This window comes from Streptomyces sp. NPDC041122 (assembly GCF_055592445.1).
This window is the reverse complement of record NZ_JBVIYQ010000007.1, coordinates 493,026-514,484: the sequence shown is the minus strand read 5'-3', so window position 1 is coordinate 514,484 and position 21,459 is coordinate 493,026. Positions and strand designations below refer to the sequence as shown.

The 21,459-nt window shown below is 68.5% G+C and carries 21 protein-coding genes; 13 read left to right on the top strand and 8 right to left on the bottom strand.

Features of this window, described 5'->3' with window-relative positions:
* Window positions 1–85: 85 nt before the first annotated feature.
* Complete coding sequence (locus ACZ6B8_RS26665) at window positions 86–304, bottom strand: hypothetical protein (RefSeq protein ID WP_471608905.1); 219 nt, start codon at window positions 302–304, stop codon at window positions 86–88.
* A gap of 138 nt (window positions 305–442) precedes the next feature.
* Between ACZ6B8_RS26665 and ACZ6B8_RS26660 the strand changes: the two genes are divergently transcribed.
* Both ACZ6B8_RS26660 and ACZ6B8_RS26655 read left to right on the top strand, forming a co-directional pair.
* Window positions 443–1,408, top strand: coding sequence for a YihY/virulence factor BrkB family protein (locus ACZ6B8_RS26660; RefSeq protein ID WP_471608904.1), 966 nt, complete (start codon window positions 443–445; stop codon window positions 1,406–1,408).
* A gap of 599 nt (window positions 1,409–2,007) precedes the next feature.
* The gene (locus tag ACZ6B8_RS26655) at window positions 2,008–2,163 is read left to right on the top strand and encodes a hypothetical protein (RefSeq protein WP_471070749.1); all 156 of its coding nucleotides are present in this window, start codon (window positions 2,008–2,010) and stop codon (window positions 2,161–2,163) included.
* Window positions 2,164–2,338: 175 nt separating this feature from the next.
* On the opposite strand, the gene ACZ6B8_RS26650 is transcribed toward ACZ6B8_RS26655, so the two are convergent.
* The gene (locus ACZ6B8_RS26650) at window positions 2,339–4,513 is read right to left on the bottom strand and encodes a GAF domain-containing SpoIIE family protein phosphatase (protein WP_471608903.1); all 2,175 of its coding nucleotides are present in this window, start codon (window positions 4,511–4,513) and stop codon (window positions 2,339–2,341) included.
* Window positions 4,514–4,578: 65 nt separating this feature from the next.
* Entirely contained in the window at window positions 4,579–4,986 is a 408-nt protein-coding gene (locus ACZ6B8_RS26645; protein ID WP_471608902.1) for an STAS domain-containing protein, read from the bottom strand.
* A 633-nt stretch (window positions 4,987–5,619) separates the two neighbouring features.
* Here ACZ6B8_RS26645 and ACZ6B8_RS26640 point away from each other — a divergent pair.
* The gene (locus tag ACZ6B8_RS26640) at window positions 5,620–6,180 is read left to right on the top strand and encodes a GNAT family N-acetyltransferase (RefSeq protein WP_471608901.1); all 561 of its coding nucleotides are present in this window, start codon (window positions 5,620–5,622) and stop codon (window positions 6,178–6,180) included.
* A 374-nt stretch (window positions 6,181–6,554) separates the two neighbouring features.
* Here the strand turns inward: ACZ6B8_RS26640 and ACZ6B8_RS26635 are convergent, their stop codons facing one another.
* Window positions 6,555–6,800 (bottom strand): hypothetical protein, encoded by a 246-nt coding sequence (locus ACZ6B8_RS26635; RefSeq protein ID WP_471608900.1) that lies wholly within the window; start codon window positions 6,798–6,800, stop codon window positions 6,555–6,557.
* 375 nt (window positions 6,801–7,175) lie between these two features.
* Between ACZ6B8_RS26635 and ACZ6B8_RS26630 the strand changes: the two genes are divergently transcribed.
* From ACZ6B8_RS26630 to ACZ6B8_RS26620, 3 genes are all read left to right on the top strand, one after another.
* Window positions 7,176–8,441: a phospholipase D-like domain-containing protein gene (locus ACZ6B8_RS26630; RefSeq protein ID WP_471608899.1), complete on the top strand. Its 1,266-nt coding sequence runs from the start codon at window positions 7,176–7,178 to the stop codon at window positions 8,439–8,441.
* A gap of 490 nt (window positions 8,442–8,931) precedes the next feature.
* A complete protein-coding gene (locus tag ACZ6B8_RS26625; RefSeq protein ID WP_471070771.1) occupies window positions 8,932–9,321 on the top strand; it encodes an ATP-binding protein in 390 nt (129 codons plus the stop codon).
* Window positions 9,322–9,609: 288 nt separating this feature from the next.
* Entirely contained in the window at window positions 9,610–10,014 is a 405-nt protein-coding gene (locus tag ACZ6B8_RS26620; protein WP_471608898.1) for an STAS domain-containing protein, read from the top strand.
* A 180-nt stretch (window positions 10,015–10,194) separates the two neighbouring features.
* On the opposite strand, the gene ACZ6B8_RS26615 is transcribed toward ACZ6B8_RS26620, so the two are convergent.
* A complete protein-coding gene (locus ACZ6B8_RS26615) occupies window positions 10,195–11,016 on the bottom strand; it encodes an AfsR/SARP family transcriptional regulator (RefSeq protein WP_471608897.1) in 822 nt (273 codons plus the stop codon).
* Window positions 11,017–11,458: 442 nt separating this feature from the next.
* Entirely contained in the window at window positions 11,459–12,415 is a 957-nt protein-coding gene (locus tag ACZ6B8_RS26610; RefSeq protein ID WP_471608896.1) for an AfsR/SARP family transcriptional regulator, read from the bottom strand.
* A 464-nt stretch (window positions 12,416–12,879) separates the two neighbouring features.
* Between ACZ6B8_RS26610 and ACZ6B8_RS26605 the strand changes: the two genes are divergently transcribed.
* Both ACZ6B8_RS26605 and ACZ6B8_RS26600 read left to right on the top strand, forming a co-directional pair.
* The gene (locus ACZ6B8_RS26605) at window positions 12,880–13,692 is read left to right on the top strand and encodes a class I SAM-dependent methyltransferase (RefSeq protein ID WP_471608933.1); all 813 of its coding nucleotides are present in this window, start codon (window positions 12,880–12,882) and stop codon (window positions 13,690–13,692) included.
* 50 nt (window positions 13,693–13,742) lie between these two features.
* On the top strand, window positions 13,743–13,946 hold the full coding sequence (locus ACZ6B8_RS26600; RefSeq protein WP_471608895.1) for a hypothetical protein: 204 nt from the start codon (window positions 13,743–13,745) through the stop codon (window positions 13,944–13,946).
* Window positions 13,947–14,024: 78 nt separating this feature from the next.
* Here ACZ6B8_RS26600 and ACZ6B8_RS26595 read toward each other — a convergent pair whose 3' ends face one another.
* Both ACZ6B8_RS26595 and ACZ6B8_RS26590 read right to left on the bottom strand, forming a co-directional pair.
* Window positions 14,025–14,585, bottom strand: coding sequence for a TetR family transcriptional regulator (locus tag ACZ6B8_RS26595; protein ID WP_471608894.1), 561 nt, complete (start codon window positions 14,583–14,585; stop codon window positions 14,025–14,027).
* A 245-nt stretch (window positions 14,586–14,830) separates the two neighbouring features.
* The gene (locus ACZ6B8_RS26590; protein ID WP_471608932.1) at window positions 14,831–16,417 is read right to left on the bottom strand and encodes an acyl-CoA carboxylase subunit beta; all 1,587 of its coding nucleotides are present in this window, start codon (window positions 16,415–16,417) and stop codon (window positions 14,831–14,833) included.
* Between the two features lie 395 nt (window positions 16,418–16,812).
* Between ACZ6B8_RS26590 and ACZ6B8_RS26585 the strand changes: the two genes are divergently transcribed.
* From ACZ6B8_RS26585 to ACZ6B8_RS26565, 5 genes are all read left to right on the top strand, one after another.
* On the top strand, window positions 16,813–17,322 hold the full coding sequence (locus ACZ6B8_RS26585) for an NUDIX hydrolase (protein WP_471608893.1): 510 nt from the start codon (window positions 16,813–16,815) through the stop codon (window positions 17,320–17,322).
* 263 nt (window positions 17,323–17,585) lie between these two features.
* On the top strand, window positions 17,586–18,134 hold the full coding sequence (locus tag ACZ6B8_RS26580; protein ID WP_471608892.1) for an HPP family protein: 549 nt from the start codon (window positions 17,586–17,588) through the stop codon (window positions 18,132–18,134).
* A 169-nt stretch (window positions 18,135–18,303) separates the two neighbouring features.
* A complete protein-coding gene (locus ACZ6B8_RS26575) occupies window positions 18,304–18,906 on the top strand; it encodes a carboxymuconolactone decarboxylase family protein (RefSeq protein WP_471608891.1) in 603 nt (200 codons plus the stop codon).
* Window positions 18,903–19,754 carry an RNA polymerase sigma factor SigJ gene (gene sigJ / locus ACZ6B8_RS26570; protein ID WP_471608890.1) on the top strand — a complete coding sequence of 284 codons (852 nt, stop codon included), beginning with the start codon at window positions 18,903–18,905 and terminating at the stop codon, window positions 19,752–19,754. The genes ACZ6B8_RS26575 and sigJ overlap by 4 nt, the downstream gene beginning before the upstream one ends.
* A gap of 489 nt (window positions 19,755–20,243) precedes the next feature.
* Window positions 20,244–21,413: an alanine--tRNA ligase-related protein gene (locus ACZ6B8_RS26565; RefSeq protein ID WP_471608931.1), complete on the top strand. Its 1,170-nt coding sequence runs from the start codon at window positions 20,244–20,246 to the stop codon at window positions 21,411–21,413.
* Window positions 21,414–21,459: the final 46 nt, after the last annotated feature.

The following is a 21,459-nucleotide window of genomic DNA, read 5'->3' as shown; positions in this document are numbered from 1 at the left end:
GTCGTAGGGTCCGCTGCGGGAGCTGCGGAGCCGTCTGGCATACCAAGGCGTCGCATGTCGCCCCCTCGGCAGCCGAATCCAGTGGTCACCCCTCGTCCCGGGGCTCCGTGCGATGGTCGAAGTACGCCCACGCGAAGATCCCCACGACGGCGACCAGGCCCACCGCCACGACCTGGACCACGGTCGGCGCCCCTCGGGTGAGGTAGCCGGTGCCGCCTGCCGCCAACCCGCCCATCAGCATGATCATGCGGCTGGCGAGGCGCTGTCTCGGGTCGTTGCCGCGCTCGGTGAACAGCCCCCTCACCGCCGCCTTCGCCGGCCGCCGCACCCCGCGGCGCCGCTTCGCCCTGAGCGGCCGGATCGCGTGGCCGATGGCTGAGAGGGCATGCGGAGAAAGACAATCTTGACCCCTGACCGTGCCTATCCGAGGAGCAGCCTCACCGTGGGAACCGCCGTCCACGTCCCGCAGACCCGGGACATGTTGGGAGAAGAACTCTCCGGTGACGAAGCCTTCACCGCGCTGCGCCACTACGGGGGTGTGCGGCTGCTGCTGGATTCCTTCAGCCGGTTCCGCTATGCGGACGGTTTCACCAACGCCCGCGCACTCGCCTTTCAGATGGTGCTCGGGCTGGTCCCCTTCACCGTCGTGCTCGTGGGACTGGCGACCAGCGTGCACACCGAGGCCGTGGGCCGGGTGGTGGAACTGACGCTGGCCCGGATCGTGCCGGGTGCCAGTTCCGAGGTCGTGGAGAAGGCGTTCGAGGGCACGCGGCGCACCGCCGACAGCGATCTGTGGAGTGCGGTGGCGCTCTGGCTCGGGATGGCCTTCGCCGTCTTGAACCTGGCCTCGGCCATGGGACAGGTCGAGCGCGGAGCGAACCGCATCTACGGCATCGAGCGCGACCGGCCCGGCCCCGCGAAGTACGGCCGTGCGCTGGTCCTGTCCGTCACGGCCGGGCTGCCGATGGTGCTGGGGTTCGTCGTGATGGTGGCCGGTACGGCGGTGGGTGACGCGGTCGCGCGCACCGCCGGGGACCATCACGGCGGCATAGGCCGGTGGGGCACGCTGGAGATGCCTGCCGGTCTCCTGCTGTCCTGGATCGCGTCGGCAGTGATCCTGCGCCGGGCTCCGCGGCGCGTACAGCCCGGCTACACCTGGCTCGCTTTCGGTTCGGCGGTCCATCTCGCGCTGTGGGTCGCCGCCACCTGGCTCCTGGCTCTCTATGTGGGCAAGAGCGGGGCGTTCGGCGCCATCTACGGCCCGCTCACAGCCTTCATAGCCCTGCTGCTGTGGGCGAATCTGACCGCCGTGGCGCTGTTCCTCGGTATCGCCTTCGCCGCCCAGCTCGAAGCCGCCCGCGCCGGGATCCGCGAGCCGGTCCACCCCGACCCGGGGCGAGGGCGCTGAGCCGGCCGGACCGGCCATCGGTATCCCATCCCCTCACCGCGTCGCCACCGCTCACCACCACGCCACCGCTCACCGCCACGTCGCAGCTCGACGCACGCGGACGGCGCACATACCTCTCGCGGGAGGTGGACGGTGGCGTGGGGCCCACGATCACGGCCTGCGTGGCGCTGCCCCGCCCCAGATCCGGTGCGGCGTCGCGGCGGACCGCCATCGCGGCCGCGTCGCTCGTGACGGTTCGCTCCGAAGAGGACCCGAGACAAGCGGCAGAAAGCGTCGCGCTGTCACATCACCGATCTCCGTCACCTCAGCCGGATTCGGGGGCAGCGGGCAGATGGAATCGCAACAAAAAAGGGCGTAACCGTTGAATTGAGACAGCTCAGTGCTCAGCTCATCACATCTGGGTGGGGCCGATGACTTTCTCGTGCATGTCCGGTGGAGCACGGGGCACATGGTGCCAGCGAGACAGAGTCAAACAACCGCCGAACAAGCGGCTGCCAGGACTTCACCCCGGCCGGGTCTGTCAGCAGACGGAAAGCGCGCCGCAGGCCAGACCAGGAGAAGCCTGCGCGCACGAAGAGACTTGAAAGATCGGAATCATAATGATCATCCTTGGTGTCATCCTGCTCCTCATCGGGATGCTGGTCGGAGTCCCGTTGCTGACGACGGTCGGAGGGGTGCTCGTCGTGGTCGGAGCGCTTCTGTGGGTCCTCGGCGCGACCGGACGCAAGATCGGTGGACGCAGGCACTACTTCTAACAACCGGACAGGCATGCGCACTCGCCGTATGGATTGCACGGCCACAGACTGACTCAGGGGCCTGCGGAGAATTATCTCCGCAGGCCCCAGTCGCATATCTGATGACCCGACAAGGGCAAGGACTCGCGCTGAGGGGCGGAGGCGAATGGCCGCTCCTATCCGGTCCTATCCGGTCCTATCCGGGGAGCGTCGCGTCGGTGCGAGGTCCAGTGGCCGTCAGGACAAGGATGGCCTGGTCGTCATCGACGTCGTGGCCGCCGGTGAAGGCGTGCACGGCTCGGGTGACCGTGTCGATGACGTGCTGTGCGGTGGGGCGGGATGGTGCGGCGGTCACCGCGTCGGTGAGGCGTTGTTCACCGAACTGTTCGTCGTCCTGGCCGCGGGCTTCGGTGATGCCGTCGGTGTAGAGGACCAGGCTCTCACCAGGTTTCAGGTGCAGCTGGTGAGCAGCGACGAGGGGGTCTTCGGCGACGCCGAGCAGGAGGCCGGGGGCTTCGATGGCGTGGACGGCATGCTCGGTGGTGAGGTGCAGCGGAGGGGCGTGACCGGCTCGTACCATTTCGATGTCCAGGCCTGCGGGCGTGGGTGTGAGCTGTCCGTAGACGAGCGTCACGAAGCCGGTTCCGTGGCTTCCGGGCCGGTTGCTCAGGGCCTTGTTGACCGCGTTCACGACGTCAGCGGGGCCGGGCAGGAGAGGGGCGACAGCGCGGGCGGTGTGACGGACCAAGGCCGTGGTGGTGGCGGCGATGGCGCCGCGTCCGCACACGTCACCGAGCATGAAGGCCCAGCGGCCGTCTTCGAGAGGGAAGACGTCGTAGAAGTCTCCGCCGATGTCGAGTCCCTCGCCGGCGGGATGGTAGTACGTGGCGACGTCGGCACCTGGTACGTCGGGCAGGCCGGGAAGGAGCAGACCGGCTTGCAGGTCCCGGGCGAGGGCGGCGCGGTAGGTGTACTGGCGGGCATTGCGCGCCGCAGAGGCGGCACGGCGGGCGAGTTCCTCGGCGAGTGCGACGGTGCGGCCGTCGAAGGCGTGCCCGCCGGTGGACAGCAGGGTCATGGCGCCGAAGGGGGTGCCTCGGTCCATGAGGGGGATGCACAGGTAGCCGGTGACGCCGAGGTCCTGCCAGGGGCCGGGGCCGGTGGGGGTGCGGCGGCCGACCTCGCTCATGCCCGATGCCAGGACGCGGGCAACCGCGTCGTCTGCGGCGTCGTAGACCGGGCAGTGTGAGGTGAGCAGTTCCTGCTTGCGCTGGGTGGCGGCGGAGGCGGCTACGCGCTGTACGCGTCCGCCCTCGATGATGTCGACGGCACACAGCGGGGCGAGCGCGGGGGCGCAGGAGTCGGCCAGCCGTTGGAGGGCTTGGGCGGCATCCAGGTCGCTGCTCAGGGCGGTGCTGGCGTTGAGGAGGAACGCGAGGTCGCCGCGGGCGGCTTTCTCGCGGGCTTCGGCTGCCTGGCGTGCCTGTTCGGCCCGGTGGCGTTCGATGGCCAGGGCGGCGGTGCCGGCGAAGACCCGGGCCAGGGCCAGGTCGGCTTCCTGGGGGGCGCGCGGGACGCGGTGGTACATCGCGAAGGTGCCCAGCAGCGCGCCGTCTCGGGCCAGGATGGGAGTGGACCAGCAGGCGGCCACGCCTGCTTTCTCGGCGAGGTCGCGGAAATCGTCCCAGAATCTGTCGACGGCGATGTCGGTGACGATGACCGGCTCGCGGCGGTGTGCGGCCGTGCCGCACGAGCCCACGCCCTCACCGGTGGCGATGCCGTCGATGGCCTGGTTGTAGAAGTCGGGCAGGCTGGGGGCCGCGCCGTGGTGGAGGTGCCGGCCCTCGGCGTCGGCCAGCAGGACCGAGACCAGCACTTCTTCGGGGGCAAGTTCCTCGATAGCGCGGGCCATGCCCTCCAGCACGTCCGGCAGGGGGGCCTGGCGGGCTATCTGCTCCAGCAGCACCCGGTGCTCGGCCGTCAGCCGCTGGGCCTGCTTGACCTGGGTGGTGTCCACCCCGATCACCCGCACCCCCATGACGTTGCCGCCGGCATCCACGCGAGGCTCGCAGGTGAACTCGAAGAACGCCTCCCGCATGTCGGCTCCCGCGCCCAGCAGCAAGCGCGCCTCCTGGCCGATGTGGGGCTTGCCGGTGCGGTAGACGCGGTCCAGGACCGTGATGAAGCCCTGCTGGACGAGCTCGGGCATCAGCTGCCCCATTGGAACACCGGTGCGGGCACGCTCCATCGTGCTCATCTTGGTGAAGAAGGCTGCGTTCGCCGTCTCCAGCATGTGCGCGGGCCCGGCCAGGGAAGCGAAAACGACAGCGGACCGGCCGAACAACGCCCGCAGATCATCGTCCGTATCCACAGCGGCAGCAGAGCGCGTATCTGCCGTCTCGGCAGGCTGAGCGGCAGACTGCCCCGGTACGCGCTTCATATGATCTGCCTCTCGTCGGGCTGCGTGCCCTCAACATCAGCTGCTGCCGTGCCCCTGTGCTCCGTACCCGCGTCAAGAGCGTGCTCGGCGCTGGCGTACGGGGGGAAGATCTGGTCCAGCCCGGTGAGCGAGAACAGACGGGCCACCGAATCGGGCACGGCCGCCAGCCGCAGCACCCGCTCCTTTGCGGCCAACTGCTGGAAAAGCCATAGCAGAGTGCCGATACCGGAGGAATCACAGAGCGTCAGGCGGGCGCAGTCGATCACGACCGGTCCCGCACCCGACTCCTTGGCCAGCTCTTGGCCGCCCGCCTCCTCCAGCTGCACCAGGCTGTCGAAGTCGAGTTCCCCCCACAGCGCGATCACCACTCCGCCCGCCTTCTGTGTGACCTGCACCGAGAGCACTCGCATCTCCCTCCACGTGACGCGTCCACTGACAACCCCCTCATCGTAGGTACCCCAGGGCCGCCGGTCGGGTCTGGCCGCATCAGGCCGGCAGAACAAGGGCGGTGACGTCCTTGTTCTGCCGGCCTTGTGGCAGGTGACACAGACACGAGCGGCCGGGCCGCGCGCCAACAGCCGGCCATCACCGCCTGCCCGGGACACGCTCGGCGGCCGGGCGCCGGTGGTTCCGGGCGTACGGCCCCCACCGCCCCCCCCTGCGGCAGCCACATGCGTCTCAGCCAGTGCGGCTTCCAGATGAAGGCTTTCCGCCAGCACTTCCCGGTCGATGCTCATTGCTTCGTCCACGTGCCCTGGGAGATCAGGCTCACACTCCGCACGGAGCCTTTTGCCCCTGCTTGGCCCCTACGCGAAGTTGGGTGATCAGCATGGGTGCACTTGCTCGACACTGTCGGCGAAGGTGCAGGGCGGTGGAATCGGCGAAGGTCACGCCGGACAGATCCACGGCCGTCCGCATGCCTTGCCCCTGGGCAGCGTCGAACGGCCCGAACCCCAGCCGCATGAGCAGCTCCCCTTCACCGGCCTGCTGCGAATATCCGGTGGCGGGGCCCTGCTGCCGGTGGTGAAGATCGCGGCATGAACATCTTCCTGAAGACCGATCGGCTCGTGCTGCGCGCGTTCACCGAGGCCGATGTCGACCACCTGCTCGCGTTGGACAACGACCCGGACGTCATGCGCTTCATCAACGGCGGCCGGCCCACGAGCCGCGAGGTGATCCGGGCACAGACCTTGCCCAGGCTCCTCCACGACTACCCGTGCTTCGGGACCCGCGGCTACTGGGCCGCGGAGGAAAAGAACACCGGGACATTCCTGGGCTGGTTCGAATTCCGCCCGATGGACGACCACAGTCCTGCCGTGGTGGAACTCGGCTACCGGCTGCACACGGCCGCCTGGGGCCGGGGGTATGCCACCGAGGGTTCACGGGCCCTCATCCGCGAGGGCTTCACGGATCTCGGGGTGAAGCGAGTAACCGCGAACACCATGACGGTCAATACGGGATCCCGACGTGTCATGGAGAAGGCGGGCCTGTCGTTCACCCGGAACTTCACCGGGGACTGGCCTGATGCGATCGAAGGCTCCGAGCACGGGGAGGTCGAGTACGAACTCACCCGAACCACGTGGGAACAACGCAAGTAGGAGTCAGCTGGTCAGCCGGAAGTCCAGAGGTTCCGCTCCGGCCAAGCAGCCTTGCCCCCAGGCGGTACACAACTCTTGCCATACCTCACCCCCCCGGGCGGGCGGCTCCTCGGTCCGTGAAGCTGCGTGAAGTGGAGTCCGGCGCCGGCATGTGCGCCCCATCGGTATGTCTGGTTCCCCTCCCCATATCGGGGGCACTGGGATGGCCTCAGGTGCTGACGTCGGGTCCGGTGAAGCGGACCGATCTCGCTTGCCCGCCGCTGCTCATCGGGGGTTCTGTCGTGCTGTCGAGGGAGGGATTCATCGGTGGAGCCGGTGGAGGGCTCCGTCTTGGCCACGACGCTCCAAGCGCAGATGGACGGGTGGGATCGTGGTCATGCGGGGTTCCCGTAGTGGCGTGGCGGTGGGGGCGGTGCGTGGGTGCCGCGATCGCGGGTGCCGGCCGCTCTCAGGGCCTCGCTGAGGCCGGGCACGCCGTCCAGGTCCACCGACTCGTGGGAGCGGACGGGGCTCCCGCCGCGCAGACCGGTCACCACCGGCAGTCGCCGCCCGTGCGTCGGCGCGGTGACCGGCGCCGCGTCAGCGAGGTACTCGGCAGCCAGCTGGGCGGTCACATCCATGCGGTGATCCAGATTGCGGGAGGACAACAGCGGGGCGTGCCCGCACTGTCAGCGACGGAGACGGGATATGGAGCAGCACTTTTCCTACGGCTCGCAGGCTGATGCCTGACCGGTAGGTCCGCACATATCCGGACGCCGACAGCAGTGCACGCCACCGCCGCGCCCGGCTGGCAGTCGGAGCCGTGGAAGAGCACATGCAGCTGCGGCATACGCTCCTCAAGAGCGTCGGCCAGAGATCGAGCGTCGACGGCACCCATCAATGTCATGTCGGGCAAGGGCTGGGGAACGCGGATGACCACTCCCTGAGAGCCGGCGAAGGCTCTCGGGCCCCTTCAAGATCAGAAGCAATACGCTGAACTACACGGAGAAGCATTCATGACCCACACGCAAGACGTCCTCGCGGACACCGCCGAGACGGTCGGAGCCACCCGGCCGTCCCCCTCCCCCTCGGCAGAGGCGCGGGAGGAGAACGAAAGCGGAGTTCTCGAGGAGCGGGCCCGGCGTGCCAGACGCCGACTGGAACGGCTCATAGGGGTTGCGGCAACCGAAGGTAATGGGCTGGTCCCCTTGCGCAACGGGGATGAGATCTTCGGGGCGATGCTGCAGGGGATCCGGTCTGCCCGGCACACCGTGGACATGATGACGTTCGTGTACTGGAAGGGCGAGATCGCCCAGCAGTTCGCCGACACACTGGCCGAGCGGGCGCGTGAGGGAGTGCGGGTGCGCCTCATGCTGGACGGGTTCGGCAGCCGGCTCATCGAGAAGGACCAGCTGGAGGCGATGGAGCGGGCCGGCGTGCAGGTGGCCTGGTTCCGCAAACCGCTCTACCTCTCACCGCTGAAGCAAAACCATCGCTGTCACCGCAAGGTCCTCGTCGTCGATGAGGAGACCGCGTTCACCGGCGGGGTCGGGATCGCCGAAGAGTGGTGCGGCGACGCGCGCAATCCCGGCGAGTGGCGCGACACCCACGTGCAGGTACGCGGGCCCGCGGTGGACGGACTGGCTGCCGCGTTCGCCCAGAACTGGGCCGAGTGCCACGACGAGCTCTTCGACGACCGCGACCGGTTCATCCACCACGCCCCGCACGGCGACGCCGTCGTGCAGGTGGTGCGGGGCTCGGCCAGTTTCGGCTGGCAGGACATGCAGACGCTGCTTCGCGTGGCCATCGAATCGGCGGAGGAGCGAATACGGCTTGCCACGGCCTATTTCGCACCTGACGCGTACTTCATCGAGCTGCTGTGTGCCGCCGCACGCCGCGGCGTCGAGGTCGAGATCCTGCTGCCGGGCCCGCACACCGACAAGCGGGTCTGCCAGCTGGCCGGCCAGCACTACTACGAAGACCTCACCGCCTGCGGCGTAAAGGTCTTCCAGTACCAGCCGACGATGCTGCACACCAAGGTCGTCACCATCGACAGAACCATGGCCCTCGTCGGATCGACGAACTTCAACCGCCGCTCCCTCGACCACGACGAAGAGGTCATGCTCGCCGTCCTGGACCAGAAGTTCACGGCGACGCTGGACGGTCATTTCGTGGAGGATCTCGAACACAGCGTGCTCATCAGTCCCGGACGCTGGAAGCGCCGCTCCCTCCTTCAGCGCGCCAAGGAAGCAGTCGTCTTGCCCATCCGTCGCTTCCTCTGACCCATCAGGCGCCGGGCCTGCGCGGCAGCACACGACATTCGACTCCACCATCCGCGACAGCTGACCCGCCTTCTGGACACGGGGGCCACGGCTTGGCCGACATCGGTCCAGTTACTGGTCCGGACCCAATTCCGTCGCGGGGTTCGCTCATGCAGAAGCGGGGGTGGGCCCTCTCAGGGGCCCACCTCAGCCAGTTTGTACGGCCGACTCATGTTTGCCGGCATCCTTGATCATTTCCATGGCATGCCGGGCGTTGCATTTAAGGCCCTGTGGTGAATCGCGGTCGTCGTGCTGGCGCTGTGGCTGCACTGTTCATGATCCGCCAGGTCGCGAGGGCAAACGGCAGGAGCCGCTGGGCAAGCTCGACATCTCCATCGGGCGGACGAGAGCCGACAAGTGTCATATGCAGAGAGTCGGGCAGACGGGATAGCGCGACAGTTCACTCCCGATTGACGTTCGCAGAATGATGCAGAGAGGGGCTGAGGTCCTCGTGACCACGCACACGGCGCCCGAGGTTCAGGAGATCGCCTGTCACGACGCACGCGCCGAGGTCAGGGCAGTCATGGAACCCGCCTGCCGATTCATGCCCTCGAGCCTGGCCAGGCGTTTTCGTGAGGATGCCCTGCTGGTGGCCAGCGAGTTGACGTCCAACGCGATCCTGCACGGCGGCGGGCCGACCCGGTTCCAAGCCCTTGTCGAGGACGGATCCTTGCTGATCCAGGTGAGCGATCACAGCACGACGCCGCCTCACCTCGTACGCTCCAGCCCCGGACGCCCCGGCGGCTTCGGCTGGATGATCACCCAGCGCCTGGCCTCGCGCGTCTCCGTCGACATACAGCCCGACGGCAAGACCATCACCGCCGCCCTAGCTCTCCCCTGACCCCGCTCGTCGCCGACCTGGACGAGCGGGAGCGCACCTGCTCCACCTGCGATTCGTCAAGGAGCGGAATCCGGCGCAGATCGGCGAAGCACTCAGGGTCGCGCAGATGCGCGTGCCCTGATGGATCGCGTGCCTCGTCGCCAAGCTCCGTACCGGCCTGATGACCACCGACGACGCCCCGGCCGCCCACAGCGCGACGGATCGGGCACCGAGGCCGCCACCCTCTGGTCATCCCCGGGCCGGAGGGTGGGGTGCGTTCGGGGAGTCCCGTGTGTCAGGGTGCTGTGCATGACTTCAGGCAGAGCGAACGTGCGACTTGACCAGCAGGAACGTGTGGCGGTGATCACTCCGTTCGGCGACATGGACCTGGAGCATCTCGCCGGCATCACCGCGGGCTTCGCACAGGTGCTGTCCGACCCGTCGACGGATGCGACACTGATCGACCTGTCGGAAGTGACCTTCGCCGACAGCACCTTCCTCAACCAGCTCCTCCAGACACTCTCCGACCACACCGCCGCAGCCAGGCCTCTCGTCCTCACCGGGCCCCTGCACTCGGCAGTTCAACGACTGCTGCAGGTCACCGGAACCGACACCGTGGTCCCCCTCGCCGGCACCGTGCTCGAGGGCCTTCAGCGACTCCGCGCAGTCGACCAGTCCGCGACGAGCAGTCAAGAGCCCGCCGCCGGCATCTGACCTCTACAGAACAGAAGTAACCGAGGCGCCGCCCGCAGGCATCACAGGGGCGGCCCCGGGCTTCGACCAGGGCGCCAGCGGCCGGCGCCCTGGTCGAAGCCGGAACGCCGACCACCAACCCTGACCGGAACCCACGTGCAGCCACCGGCGCGCGGAACGACCCCGGCAAGCGTCCGGACCTCAGGCGGCGTACAGATCAAACGTGGAACTGCGCCGCGGCCCCGCCACCACATCCAACTGCGGATCCACCGCCAGCATCGCCTGATGCAACCGCTGCACCTGCGGCGACGGCTCCACCCCCAAACCCTCGATCATCCTGATCCGCAACCTGCGATAAATCTCCAACGCCGACGCCTGACGCCCCGACCGGTACAACGCCACCATCGCCTGCGAATGCAACCCCTCATGCTGCGGATACCGCGCCGTCAACTCCGTCAGCTCCGCAATCAACCCCGCATGCCGGCCCAACCGCAGATCAGCATCGATACGCCGCTCCACCGTCCCCAACCGGCTCTCCTCCAAACGCATCACCTCAATCTCCAGAATCGGCCCCACCCGCACATCCACCAACGCCGGCCCACGCCACAACGCCAACGCCCGCCGGAAACAATCCGCCGCCCCCGCATCATCACCACCATCAAAAGCCGCCCGGCCCTCCCCCGCCAGACGCTCATACACCTGCACATCCACACTCTCAACAGGTATCTGCATCAGATACCCCCCATGCCGCGTCGCCAGCACATCCTTCGCCGACCCAGAACCACCCGCCCCCAACGCCGCACCCAAATGCCGCCGCAACTGCAGAATGTAGGTCTGCAACGTCGTCAACGCACTCTGCGGCGGCTCCGTCCCCCACAACTCCTCCATCAACGTCGGAACAGGCACAACCCGCCCCGGATAAAGAGCAAAAAGAGAAAGAATCTGCCGCGGCTTCCCCGCCGTCGGAACAATCGACTGCCCATTGACCTCAGCACTCAACGGACCCAAAACCTGAACCTTCATGGAAAACTCCCCCGTACATCATCGAATTCCAACCACAACGCCACAACAGCCAACCCGCTTGGACAGTTCGTCGGACTACCACCGCGCCAATCCCACGGCGGACACCGACACTCCCCTCACCTCATCGCGGCCAGACGCAGCCCACCCCCGAAGGGAGAAGGAGAAGTGCTCCAGCACGGTGTGTACGACAACACGCCACCGGCCGCAGTACTTTGATGCCCCGCCAACGGATACCTAGATCAAGCACCGCCGACAGGTCTCTGCGGCACGGGCGTCCGGTTTGCTGACAACCCGTCAACACCCCCTGCAACCTCGCACGTTAGACCTCGGAGACCAGGAAAAAACAGCCTCGAACGACGACCACGCGGCCATCAGGACAACGTTGCCCTCACCGAGCCCTCACAGCAGCCGCACCGAGAGCGCCAGAAGCCCCAACCCCGCACTACCCCGCAGCAGCCAACGGCCCCCCACCCCGCCCCACAACGGCCCCCTCACGCCCGGCCATCAGGATGGACCGCTGCAACCGCCGCAACCGGACCGAAGGCTCAAGCCCCAGATCCCCCACCAACCTCGCCCGCAACCGCTCGTACACATCCAACGCCTCGCCGCGTCGCCCCGACCGGTGCAACGCCAACATGAACTGCGCATGCAAACTCTCATGCGTGCGATAGCCGTTCACCAACACCGTCAACTCCGCCAACAACTCCCGGTGTCGGCCCAGCCGCAAATCCGCCTCGATCCGCCGGTCCAACGCACACAACCGGCTCTCCTCCAGCCGCTTGGCCTCCACCTCCAACACCGGCCCCCGCGACACATCGGCGAACGCCGCGCCCGACCACAGCCCCAACGCCCGACGCAACCAGCTCGCCGCCCCTGCGAAGTCACCCCCGTCCAACGCCCGGTACCCCAAACCCGCCCACTTCTCAAACACCCCCACATCGCACACCACATCAGCCCCAGCGCCCGCGTCGGTACTTCCACCCGCACCGGCACCCTCACCGGCACTTGCGCCCAGACCGGCACCCGCGCCCGCACCGACGCCCGCGCCCGCAGCCAGCACATAGCCACCCGGCACCGTCACCAGCACATCCTTCGCCAGACGGCGCCCCACCCCCGACCCTGACCCCGGCGCCAGCTCCGAAGGCGGCGAACCGTCGGCCTCACGCTCCAACGCCCCGGCGATCAGCTCCCGCAACTGCAACACGTACGTCTGCAACGTCGTCCGCGCGCTCCGCGGCGGCGTCGAGCCCCACAACTCCTCCACCAACACCGACACCGGCACCAACTGCCCCACCCGTAGCGCCAACACCGCCAACACCTGCCGCGGCTTCGGTGCCGACGGCACCACCGAATAACCCCCCACCCGCACCACCAACCCGCCCAGCACCCCGATATCCACAACAACCCCCAAAAACAAAGATCAAAAAAACCCGACCACAAAACCACGCCCAACCGCACCCAAAGTCAATTGGATCCCCCTGCCCCCTGTCAATAGAAAACCGCACAGCTGGTTTCTACCCAGTCCCCACCTGCAACCCACCACCACACCACCCACGCACCAGCCCAACCGCCCACCGAAACAGCCAACTTTCGCTGTTTTCAGTCGGGGAACCCAACGGACCCCAAGAGCACATAAGCCAGACACATGGAGCAGGTCGGCATGAGGGAGGCGGACACCCTTCAGCGCACGCGGAAGAGGCAGGCAGCACCTGCGACCGGGACACCTCCGAACCCAGGGATGACGGGCCGGCCCAGCACGTCCCCTCGGCCGGCCCCCTACCCCTCCCCGACGGAGACGATCACTAGGCTGGCGCGGTGGCTGGCGAACAGGAACAGGGACAGGTGCAGGAGCGGCCCTCGGGTGTGTGGGCGACAGCCGTAGGGGTGGCCAGGGTGCGAGCGCTCGAGACCGAGCGGGAGAACGCACTGTTCCGCGACCCACTGGCCCGAGCCTTCGCCGCAGCCGGCGACCTGTGGCCTTCCTCCCCACCCCCGGACGACGAGGCTGCACGGCGCCGCCGTCTGGCCGTCTCGTACTCGATCGTCATCAGGACGAGGTTCCTCGACGACTTGTTGCAGGAGGCCTCTGCGGCCGGAGTCCGGCAGGTCGTGCTGCTCGGCGCCGGCATGGACAGCCGGGCCTTTCGTATCGACTGGCCCGACGGCACACGGCTGTTCGAGGTCGACACCGCAGCACCACTCGGCTTCAAGGCATCCGTGCTTCGCCAGGAGCAGGCCGTGGCGCGCTGTGAGCGGATCACCGTCGCGGTTGACCTGCGTGAGGACTGGCCGGCCGCACTCGCCGCCGGGGGGCACGATCCGACCGAGCCGACTGCGTGGATCGCCGAAGGGCTGCTGATCTACCTGTCCGAGGACGCGGTGGAGCTGCTGCTGGCCCGGATCGGCGCGCAGTCAGCGGCGGGCAGTCGCATGGGGCTGACATTGGGCTCGCGCGGCGCGATCGAGCGCTTCGGCACGAACGCCGCGCCGGGATCGGCGGCGTCCCTGTGGGTCTCAGAGATGCCCGACGACCCGGTGGGCTGGCTGGCCGGGCACGGCTGGGAGGCCGAGAGTCACACCTTGCGCGAGCGCGGTGCCGCCTACGGCCGTCCGATCAGCGCCCCAGCGCAGGGCGAAGAGCGCCCCGGCGGGTTGATCTCGGCGATCCGCCGGTAATCCGCCTCCCAGCCGCCGACTCACACTCAAGGGCGCCTGAACCACCGCAGATGAGCTCGGTGAGGCGGTGGAAGGGGCGCTCCCTCAGCATCGTCCCCTCAGCGCTGTTCCCTCAGCACCCGGACGCCGAGCTTCTGCTGCGCTTCACCGCGCTCCTCATCCAGCTCGGCATCCAACTCGCTGCCCGGCTCCTCGCTGAGATCGGGAACGACCGCACCCGCCTTGCCGAAGCCCGCGGCCCGCGGGCCGTCTGAAGGTCTACGCGGGCGCCTCCCCAGGTCACCGGACCCTGCCCTCCCGACAAGAAAGTCGGAGGGCAGGGTGGTCGTGCGTCAGAAAGCCAGGGATTCGTCGGGGTAGGAGGCGAGGCAAGGGAGCATCACGTCCCAGTACTGGGACAGCGCACCCTGAGAGAGCCACCGGGATTCCTTCATGCCCAGAGCCGCGAAGCCGACCGTGGCAGCGATGACAGCGCTCGAAGCCCCCGCAGGCGAGACCCCGTCGGCAAGCGCCCCCTCGCGCCGCGCTGTGCGCAGCAGCGCCTCCACCCAACCCTGCCAAGCACCCCGCAGATCCAACGGTTCGGTCCGCCACGGAGCGGGGCCCACCAGCTGGAAGCCCGCCCGCACCACCACATCCTGCTCCAAGGCCCGCATCAGACCACGCCCCGCCCTCACGAGCTGCCGCAGCGCACCCTCGTGCTCTTCCGCTGCCTCCCGCGTGATCCGGTGCAGAGCAACCAGCGCCGCCGCCTCCACCGCACGCGCCAGAGCCTGCTTGTTCGCGAAGTGAAAGTGGAACCCCCCAGGAGTGACCCCGGCCCGCCGGCTGATGACACCGACCCTCGCCGAGACGAACCCTTGCTCGGCGAACACCTCCGCCCCCGCACGCATCACCAACTCCCGGGTACGCGCGGCCCGTTCCCTCCTCGACACCGACATCCCTCCCGCCCAGACCGACCTCACCCGACGTGTCCCGGACCCGGCCCCGGCCCTTCTAGCGCCACGGGCCATTCCCGGACTCGGACACACCCCACCCCGCCCATCCCCGCTGCGCCGCCGGCCAGCGCCGCAACCGGAGGCGGGCACCGCACTCCAGCCACACCCAGGAGGAACAGCCACAGAACTGCCGCGGAGCATTACTGCGGCGGATTGCCGTGTTTGCGAGCCGGCAAATCCGCATGCTTCGTACGCAACATCGCCAACGACCGTACGAGCACCTCACGCGTCGCGGCAGGATCGATGACATCGTCGACCAGGCCGCGCTCAGCCGCGTAATAGGGGTGCATCAGCTCCGCCCTGTACTCCTTCGCCACCCGCGCGCGCACCGCCTCCGGGTCGTCGGCGGCCGCGATCTGCTTGCGGAAGATGACATTCGCGGCCCCCTCGGCGCCCATCACGGCGATCTCGTTCGTCGGCCACGCGAAGGTCAGATCGGCGCCGATCGACTGACTGTCCATCACGATGTAGGCGCCGCCATAGGCTTTGCGCAGCACCAGCGAGATCCGCGGCACGCTCGCGTTGCAGTACGCGTACAGCAGCTTCGCGCCGTGTCGGATGATGCCGCCGTGCTCCTGGTCGACCCCCGGCAGGAAGCCCGGCACGTCCAGCAGCGTGAGCAGGGGAATGTTGAACGCATCGCAGAACTGCACGAAACGGGCCGCTTTTTCGGAGGCCTCGATGTCCAGCACACCGGCGAGCACGGCAGGCTGACTGGCCACGATCCCCACCGTCTGTCCGTCCAGCCGTGCGAGCGCACAGATGATGTTGCGCGCCCAGCGTTCGTGAACCTCCAGCACCTCGCCGTCGTCGACGATCTCCTCGATCACCCGGTGCATGTCGTACGGCCGGTTGCCGTCCGCCGGGACCATGTCGAGCAGCGCCCCCGCGTCACGGTCGGCCGGGTCCTCGGCCGGGACGGACGGTGGGTTCTCCCGGTTGTTGGCCGGCAGCATCGAGAGCAGATAGCGGACCTCGGCCAGGCAGGTCTCCTCGTCGTCGTACGCGAAGTGGCACACGCCCGACGTCTCGGCGTGCACATCCGCGCCGCCGAGCCCGTTCTGACTGATCTCCTCGCCGGTCACCGCGCGGACCACGTCGGGGCCGGTGATGAACATCTGCGAGGTGTCCCGGACCATGAACACGAAGTCGGTCAGGGCGGGGGAGTAGGCGGCTCCGCCCGCGCACGGGCCGAGCATCACACTGATCTGCGGGATGACCCCGGAGGCCTTGGTGTTGCGCTGGAAGATCCCGCCGTACCCGGCGAGCGCGCTGACCCCCTCCTGGATGCGGGCCCCCGCCCCGTCGTTGAGGGAGACCAGCGGCGCACCGGCCGCGATGGCCATGTCCATCACCTTGTGGATCTTCTCGGCATGTGCCTCGCCGAGCGCGCCGCCGAAGATGCGGAAGTCGTGGGCGTAGACGAAGACCGTGCGGCCCTCCACCGTCCCCCACCCGGTGACCACCCCATCCGTGTGCGGCCGCCTCGCCTCCAACCCGAACCCGGTCGCCCGGTGCCGGCGCAGCTGCCCCACCTCGTTGAACGAGCCCGGATCCAACAGCAACTCGATCCGCTCGCGCACCGGCAGCTTGCCCTTGGAACGCTGCGCCAGAGTCGCCTCCTCCCCCGGCCCGGCCACAGCTCGCGCCCGGACGGCGGCCAGTTCCGCCACCCGCCCCCGCACCCCACCCAACCCAGCCCCCGTCACGGCGTCCCCCTGTCCCAGCCAATGCGTACGCCAACCATCGGCGCCCCACCTCAAAACAGGCTCGTATGCCCCTGGAACCCCCGCAGGAACCGGAGCCTGCGCCTCCTGCCGGAGCGACGGAAGAACAGAGCGAGTGATACGAAAACTGCAGAAACCGGCACGCCGGTTTCTTAATTCCCCAGGCCTCTCCCCCCCCCCCGCACAATTAGGAATTAGCGCGCAGCAATCAGTCCGCTCAAAGCATGGAGAGCGCCCTCAAGAGATCCCACGCGCGCCAAGTCCAGCACGGCTGTCGAGGTCGGATCCGAATTCGGGGTCGCATCCGGGTCCTGGGCCGAAACGGAATCTGAGTTCGCTATCGTTCGGCCGATCTCTCTTGATCGGCATATCGAGCACCGCATAGCGTCACAGCGGTGGACAAGACGCAAGCACCCCGCCCGGCCGCCAGAGTCGTCTGCCTCGACGCCGCCCACCGCCTGCTCCTGCTGCGCTGGCGGGATCCGTTCGACGGGACGTGGGTCTGGGAACCGCCCGGCGGCGGAATCGAGCCCGGCGAGACACCACTGGCGGCCGCGCGACGTGAACTGATGGAGGAGACAGGTCTCGATCCCGCCGGCGTACTGGATCAGTCGGTCCTCGTCGACCGCGATCTGCGGTGGAACGGCAAGCGGTATGTCGGGGCAGAGCACTTCTTCGTCGCTCGGTTCGCCGACGAGCAGCCACCCCTCACACGGACCGGCTTGTTGCCCGACGAGCTGGCCAGCCTGGACACCCATGCCTGGGTCGTATGGTCGGACCTCGCCTCCCTGCCGGACCCGGTTGAGCCGCCGCCGTTGCTGACCGTGCTCGACACCTTGGCGCCGGACGGCCCCTGGCATCCGGCACTCCCTGACATCGGACGGTCTCAGACGCCGCCGAGCTGAAACGCCGGCGTCGCGCCGACCGTTGATGCTCTCAGGCCGCACCGAGCCTCGGCCAGAACTCCGCCTTCGGAACGCCGCAAGACCCTGACCTGCAGCGACTCAAGGGCATCTCCTAGAATCGGTGGCGAGTACGCGGATATCCCGACCCCCGGACCGCCGCCGATGCCCACGTTCCCTGCCGACCGCGAGGAAGCCGGGCCGACTCCTGTCCCCCCGCCTTCGCCGTCCGGGTCTCCCGTCGGCCCTGCCCTGGAACCACTGTCTTGAGCACCGACGAAATCACCGAGGCCCCGCCCTCGTCCCCCGGTTCCCGCGTCCTCGCCCGTCTCGCCGGTCGCGCACCGGCTCCTCCCTCGCCGGTCACCGCCGTGCACAACATCAGCGCGGCCACCGCCGTCCTGCTGGCCCTGGTCGCCGTCGGCTCCTTCATCCATGAACCCGTGCTGATACCCCCGCTCGCCGCCTCCGCCGCGATCATCCACGGCGCGCCGGGGCTGCCGCTGGCCCAGCCGCGCAGCGTGATCGTCGGACATCTGCTGTGTGCCACCGTCGGGTACGCGGTCCTCGCCGCCCTCGGCAGTACGTCCTGGGCCGCCGCGGCGGCCGCCGGGATCAGCCTCGCCGTGATGACCGTGACGCGTACCCCGCACTCGCCCGCATGCGCCACCTCGGTCGTCATCGTCCTCAACACCCCGCAGCCCACGACCTTCGTTCCCCTGCTCGTCGGCTCCAGCGTGCTGCTCGTCCTCGCGGGCTGGGCCGCATCCTGCGCGCGCCCCGGCGCACCGCCCTACCCCGTCTACTGGTGGTGACCAGGCGGCTGTCCCACCCGCTGAGCGGTGACACACGCCGATCCGTCACATCCTCCGACCGCGCGGTGTCTTCATGGGCGTACAGGCAAGCGCACCGCCGAACACCAGCAGGGACGGGCAACCGCATACATGCGCAGTGTCGGCTGGTGCCCGCACTCAGGAGGACACCATGACGCTACGCATCGCGAAGGCAGAACTCCCCGCCGAGCTCGGCAAGAGCATGACCGAGCGGTTCGGCGCCGTTCCCGAGCCCGTCGAGGTCGCGTGGCACCATCCCGCCGCCGCCACCGCCACTTCGGAGTTCGCCGGCGAGGTGGCCACGTGGAATACGGTCGACGAGAGTCTCAAGACGTTCGCGCACATGGCCGTCGCGGCCCAGGTGGGCTGCAGTTGGTGCCTCGACATCAACTACTTCCACGCACAGAACCAGAGCCTGGACGTGCAGAACCAGAGCCTGGACGTGGCCAAGGCGAGTCAGGTGCCGTGCTGGCGGACCTCGGATGTGTTCACCCCGCTGGAGCGGGACGTTCTGGAGTATGCCGAGGCCATGACGGACACGCCGACGACCGTGACCGACGAGTTGTACGCGCGCCTGCTCGACCGGCTCGGTTCGACGGCCATGGTCGAGCTCACCGTGTTCATCGCCTTCACCAACATGTCGACCAGGAACAACACGGCGCACGGGATCTCGTCACAGGGATTCTCCGACGCCTGCGAGATTCCGCTGGCCGCACGTCCTGGGCAGCCCGGCACCGTAGCGTCGGCTTCTTGACCGCGGATCCGTTCGTCGTCCACCGCAGGCTGCTGTTCACCGTCGCGTACGAGATGCTCGGTTCGGCGACCGACGCGGAGGACGTGCTGCAGGACTCATGGCTGCGGTGGGCCGCTGTCGACCAGGAGCAGGTGACCGACGCCCGGGCGTACCTCGTCCGGATCGTCACGCGCCAAGCGCTCAACCGTATGCGCACGCTGTCGCGGCGCCGTGAGGACTACGTGGGTGAGTGGCTGCCGGAGCCGCTGCTGACCGGTCCCGATGTCGCCGAGGACGTCGAGCTGGCGGAGAGCGTCTCGATCGCGATGCTGACCGTCCTCGAGACGCTCGGGCCGACGGAGCGCGCCGTGTTCGTGCTCCGTGAGGTCTTCGACATGCCGTACGGCGAGATCGCCGACGCCGTCGGAAAGTCCGCGGCGGCCGTGCGCCAGACCGCTCGGCGGGCCCGCGAGCACGTGTCGGCCCGACAGCCACGGGTTCGGGTGAGCCCGTCGGAACAGCGAGCCGTGGTCGAACGGTTCATGGCCGCGCTGCGCACCGGACAGATACGGGAGCTCATGGAGGTCATGGCACCGGACGTGGTCCTGGTCGCCGACGGCGGCGGACTCGCGCACGCCGCTCTGGTGCCGGTTCGCGGGGCCGAGGTCGTGGCGGCGGCCCTCGCCCGCCCCGGCCGGATCGTGTCGCTCGTCTCGCTCAACGGCGCAACGGCCGGGCGGATCGAGATCGACGGCCGGGTGGCCGCGATGAGCGTCGTGGTGGAGAACGGGCGGGTCACCCGGATCTATGCGGTGGCGAACCCGGGCAAGCTGACACGCCTGGACGCGCCGGCCGAACTCGCCCGATAGGGCGGGTGGCCGGGACTGCGGGAACGGGAGGGTGGGGCAGTTGGGGGTTGGGGGTTGGGCCGGGGTGTCCCGCCCCAACCCGCGGCCTGCCATCCCCCCCACCCCACCGCCCCGGCCGACGACCACGCAGGCCCAGGCCCAGCCCCGGCCCCGGATCCCACTCCCAAAAATCATGTGACTCGGTGGTCCGAGCGCGTTACCGTCGGAGCCATGAACGTCATCGGCCGGCGCCTCCCGTGGAGGCTCACACGCTTCACCGCAGCCGCGCGAGCGACCAGCTCGCCGGTTGCCGCCGTCTGACGTCTTTCTCTCTCCATCGGCGACCGGAAACGGCCCGCCGATGAGCCCGTGGCCCCCTCACCTGCCACGATCCCCCGTTCGTGCGGACCCGTTGTCCGGCGCCTTCCCCGCTCGTATGCGTGAAGGAGCCACACCATGAACACCGACCCCACCGTGAACAGCAACCCCAGGGTGAACACCGACCCCAGGGTGAACACCGAGAACGTCGTCCGCACGTTCATCGAGTACTTCGAGGAGCGCGGACACCGACGCGTCACCGGGTCCACCCTGATGCCACCGCCCGGCGACGACTCCGTGCTCTTCACCACCTCGGGCATGCACCCCCTCACCCCGTACTTGGAAGGACGGCCGCACCCCCTCGGCCGACGGCTGGTCAACGTGCAGCGCTGCCTTCGCACCACCGACCTCGAGGAAGTGGGTGACCCCACGCATCTCACCGTCTTCGAGATGCTCGGCAGCTGGTCGCTGGGCGACTACGAGGGGCCGCAGAGCCTTCGCTGGGGGTACGACCTCCTCACGGACGGCTTCGGCGTCGATCCACGGGTGATGTACGCCACGGTCTTCGGCGGTGACGACCGGGTCGGCCCTGACACCTCATCCCTGGAGGTATGGGACGAGGTCGGGGTTCCGGTGGAGCTGACCGTCGAGGACAACTGGTGGGACAACGGTCCGACGGGACCGTGTGGTCCCGATTCGGAGATCTTCCTGTGGACGGGTGACACCCCGCCCCGGTCGACGCCCACCCGGGACGAGCGATGGGTGGAGGTCTGGAACCACGTGACCATGCGGTTCCGCAGGCTCGACGATGGTTCGCTCGTGCCGCTGCCGCAGCGCAACGTCGACACCGGGATGGGCCTGGAACGACTGGTCTCGCTGCTGCAAGGCACATCGTCGGTGTTCGAGTCCGACGTCTTCGCCCTCTGGCGTCTGCTCGTACCGGGGCTGTGGGGCGTGGACGAACCGTCGCAACGGATCGTCTCCGATCACCTGCGGTCGGCCATGGCCGTGATCGGCGATGGGGTCCGCCCGGGCACCACAGGTCGTGGCTACGTGCTGCGTCGCCTGATGCGGCGCCTCCTCACCGTCCTGTGGCGCGAGGACCCCACCCGCACCCTCGGGGACCTGCCGGACCAGCTGGTCCGGCACACCCTCGATCACTTCCGGCAGGACATGGACCCCCTGGCCGTGCGCGAGATCCTGCTCGAGGAAGAGCAGCGGTTCCGTCGGCTGCTGGAACGCGGCCGTCGGATCCTGACCCGGCCGCGGTTCCAAGGCCCCCTCGGCGAGGAGGACTTGCACTACCTCCACGACACCCACGGCTTGCCACGCGACCTCGTCCTGAGCCTGCGGCCGGAGTGAGGGAGTCCAGCAGGGTGGCGGCGGGGATGGCATCGCATCAGCCGAT

Bases quoted from the DNA above. Each gene is read 5' to 3' on its own strand.
- ACZ6B8_RS26655 (WP_471070749.1), top strand. From the start codon at position 2,008: ATGATCATCCTTGGTGTCATCCTGCTCCTCATCGGGATGCTGGTCGGA.
- ACZ6B8_RS26640 (WP_471608901.1), top strand. From the start codon at position 5,620: ATGAACATCTTCCTGAAGACCGATCGGCTCGTGCTGCGCGCGTTCACC.
- ACZ6B8_RS26635 (WP_471608900.1), bottom strand. From the start codon at position 6,800: ATGGATGTGACCGCCCAGCTGGCTGCCGAGTACCTCGCTGACGCGGCG.
- ACZ6B8_RS26630 (WP_471608899.1), top strand. From the start codon at position 7,176: ATGACCCACACGCAAGACGTCCTCGCGGACACCGCCGAGACGGTCGGA.
- ACZ6B8_RS26620 (WP_471608898.1), top strand. From the start codon at position 9,610: ATGACTTCAGGCAGAGCGAACGTGCGACTTGACCAGCAGGAACGTGTG.
- ACZ6B8_RS26615 (WP_471608897.1), bottom strand. From the start codon at position 11,016: ATGAAGGTTCAGGTTTTGGGTCCGTTGAGTGCTGAGGTCAATGGGCAG.
- ACZ6B8_RS26600 (WP_471608895.1), top strand. From the start codon at position 13,743: ATGAGCTCGGTGAGGCGGTGGAAGGGGCGCTCCCTCAGCATCGTCCCC.
- ACZ6B8_RS26595 (WP_471608894.1), bottom strand. From the start codon at position 14,585: ATGCGTGCGGGGGCGGAGGTGTTCGCCGAGCAAGGGTTCGTCTCGGCG.
- ACZ6B8_RS26575 (WP_471608891.1), top strand. From the start codon at position 18,304: ATGACGCTACGCATCGCGAAGGCAGAACTCCCCGCCGAGCTCGGCAAG.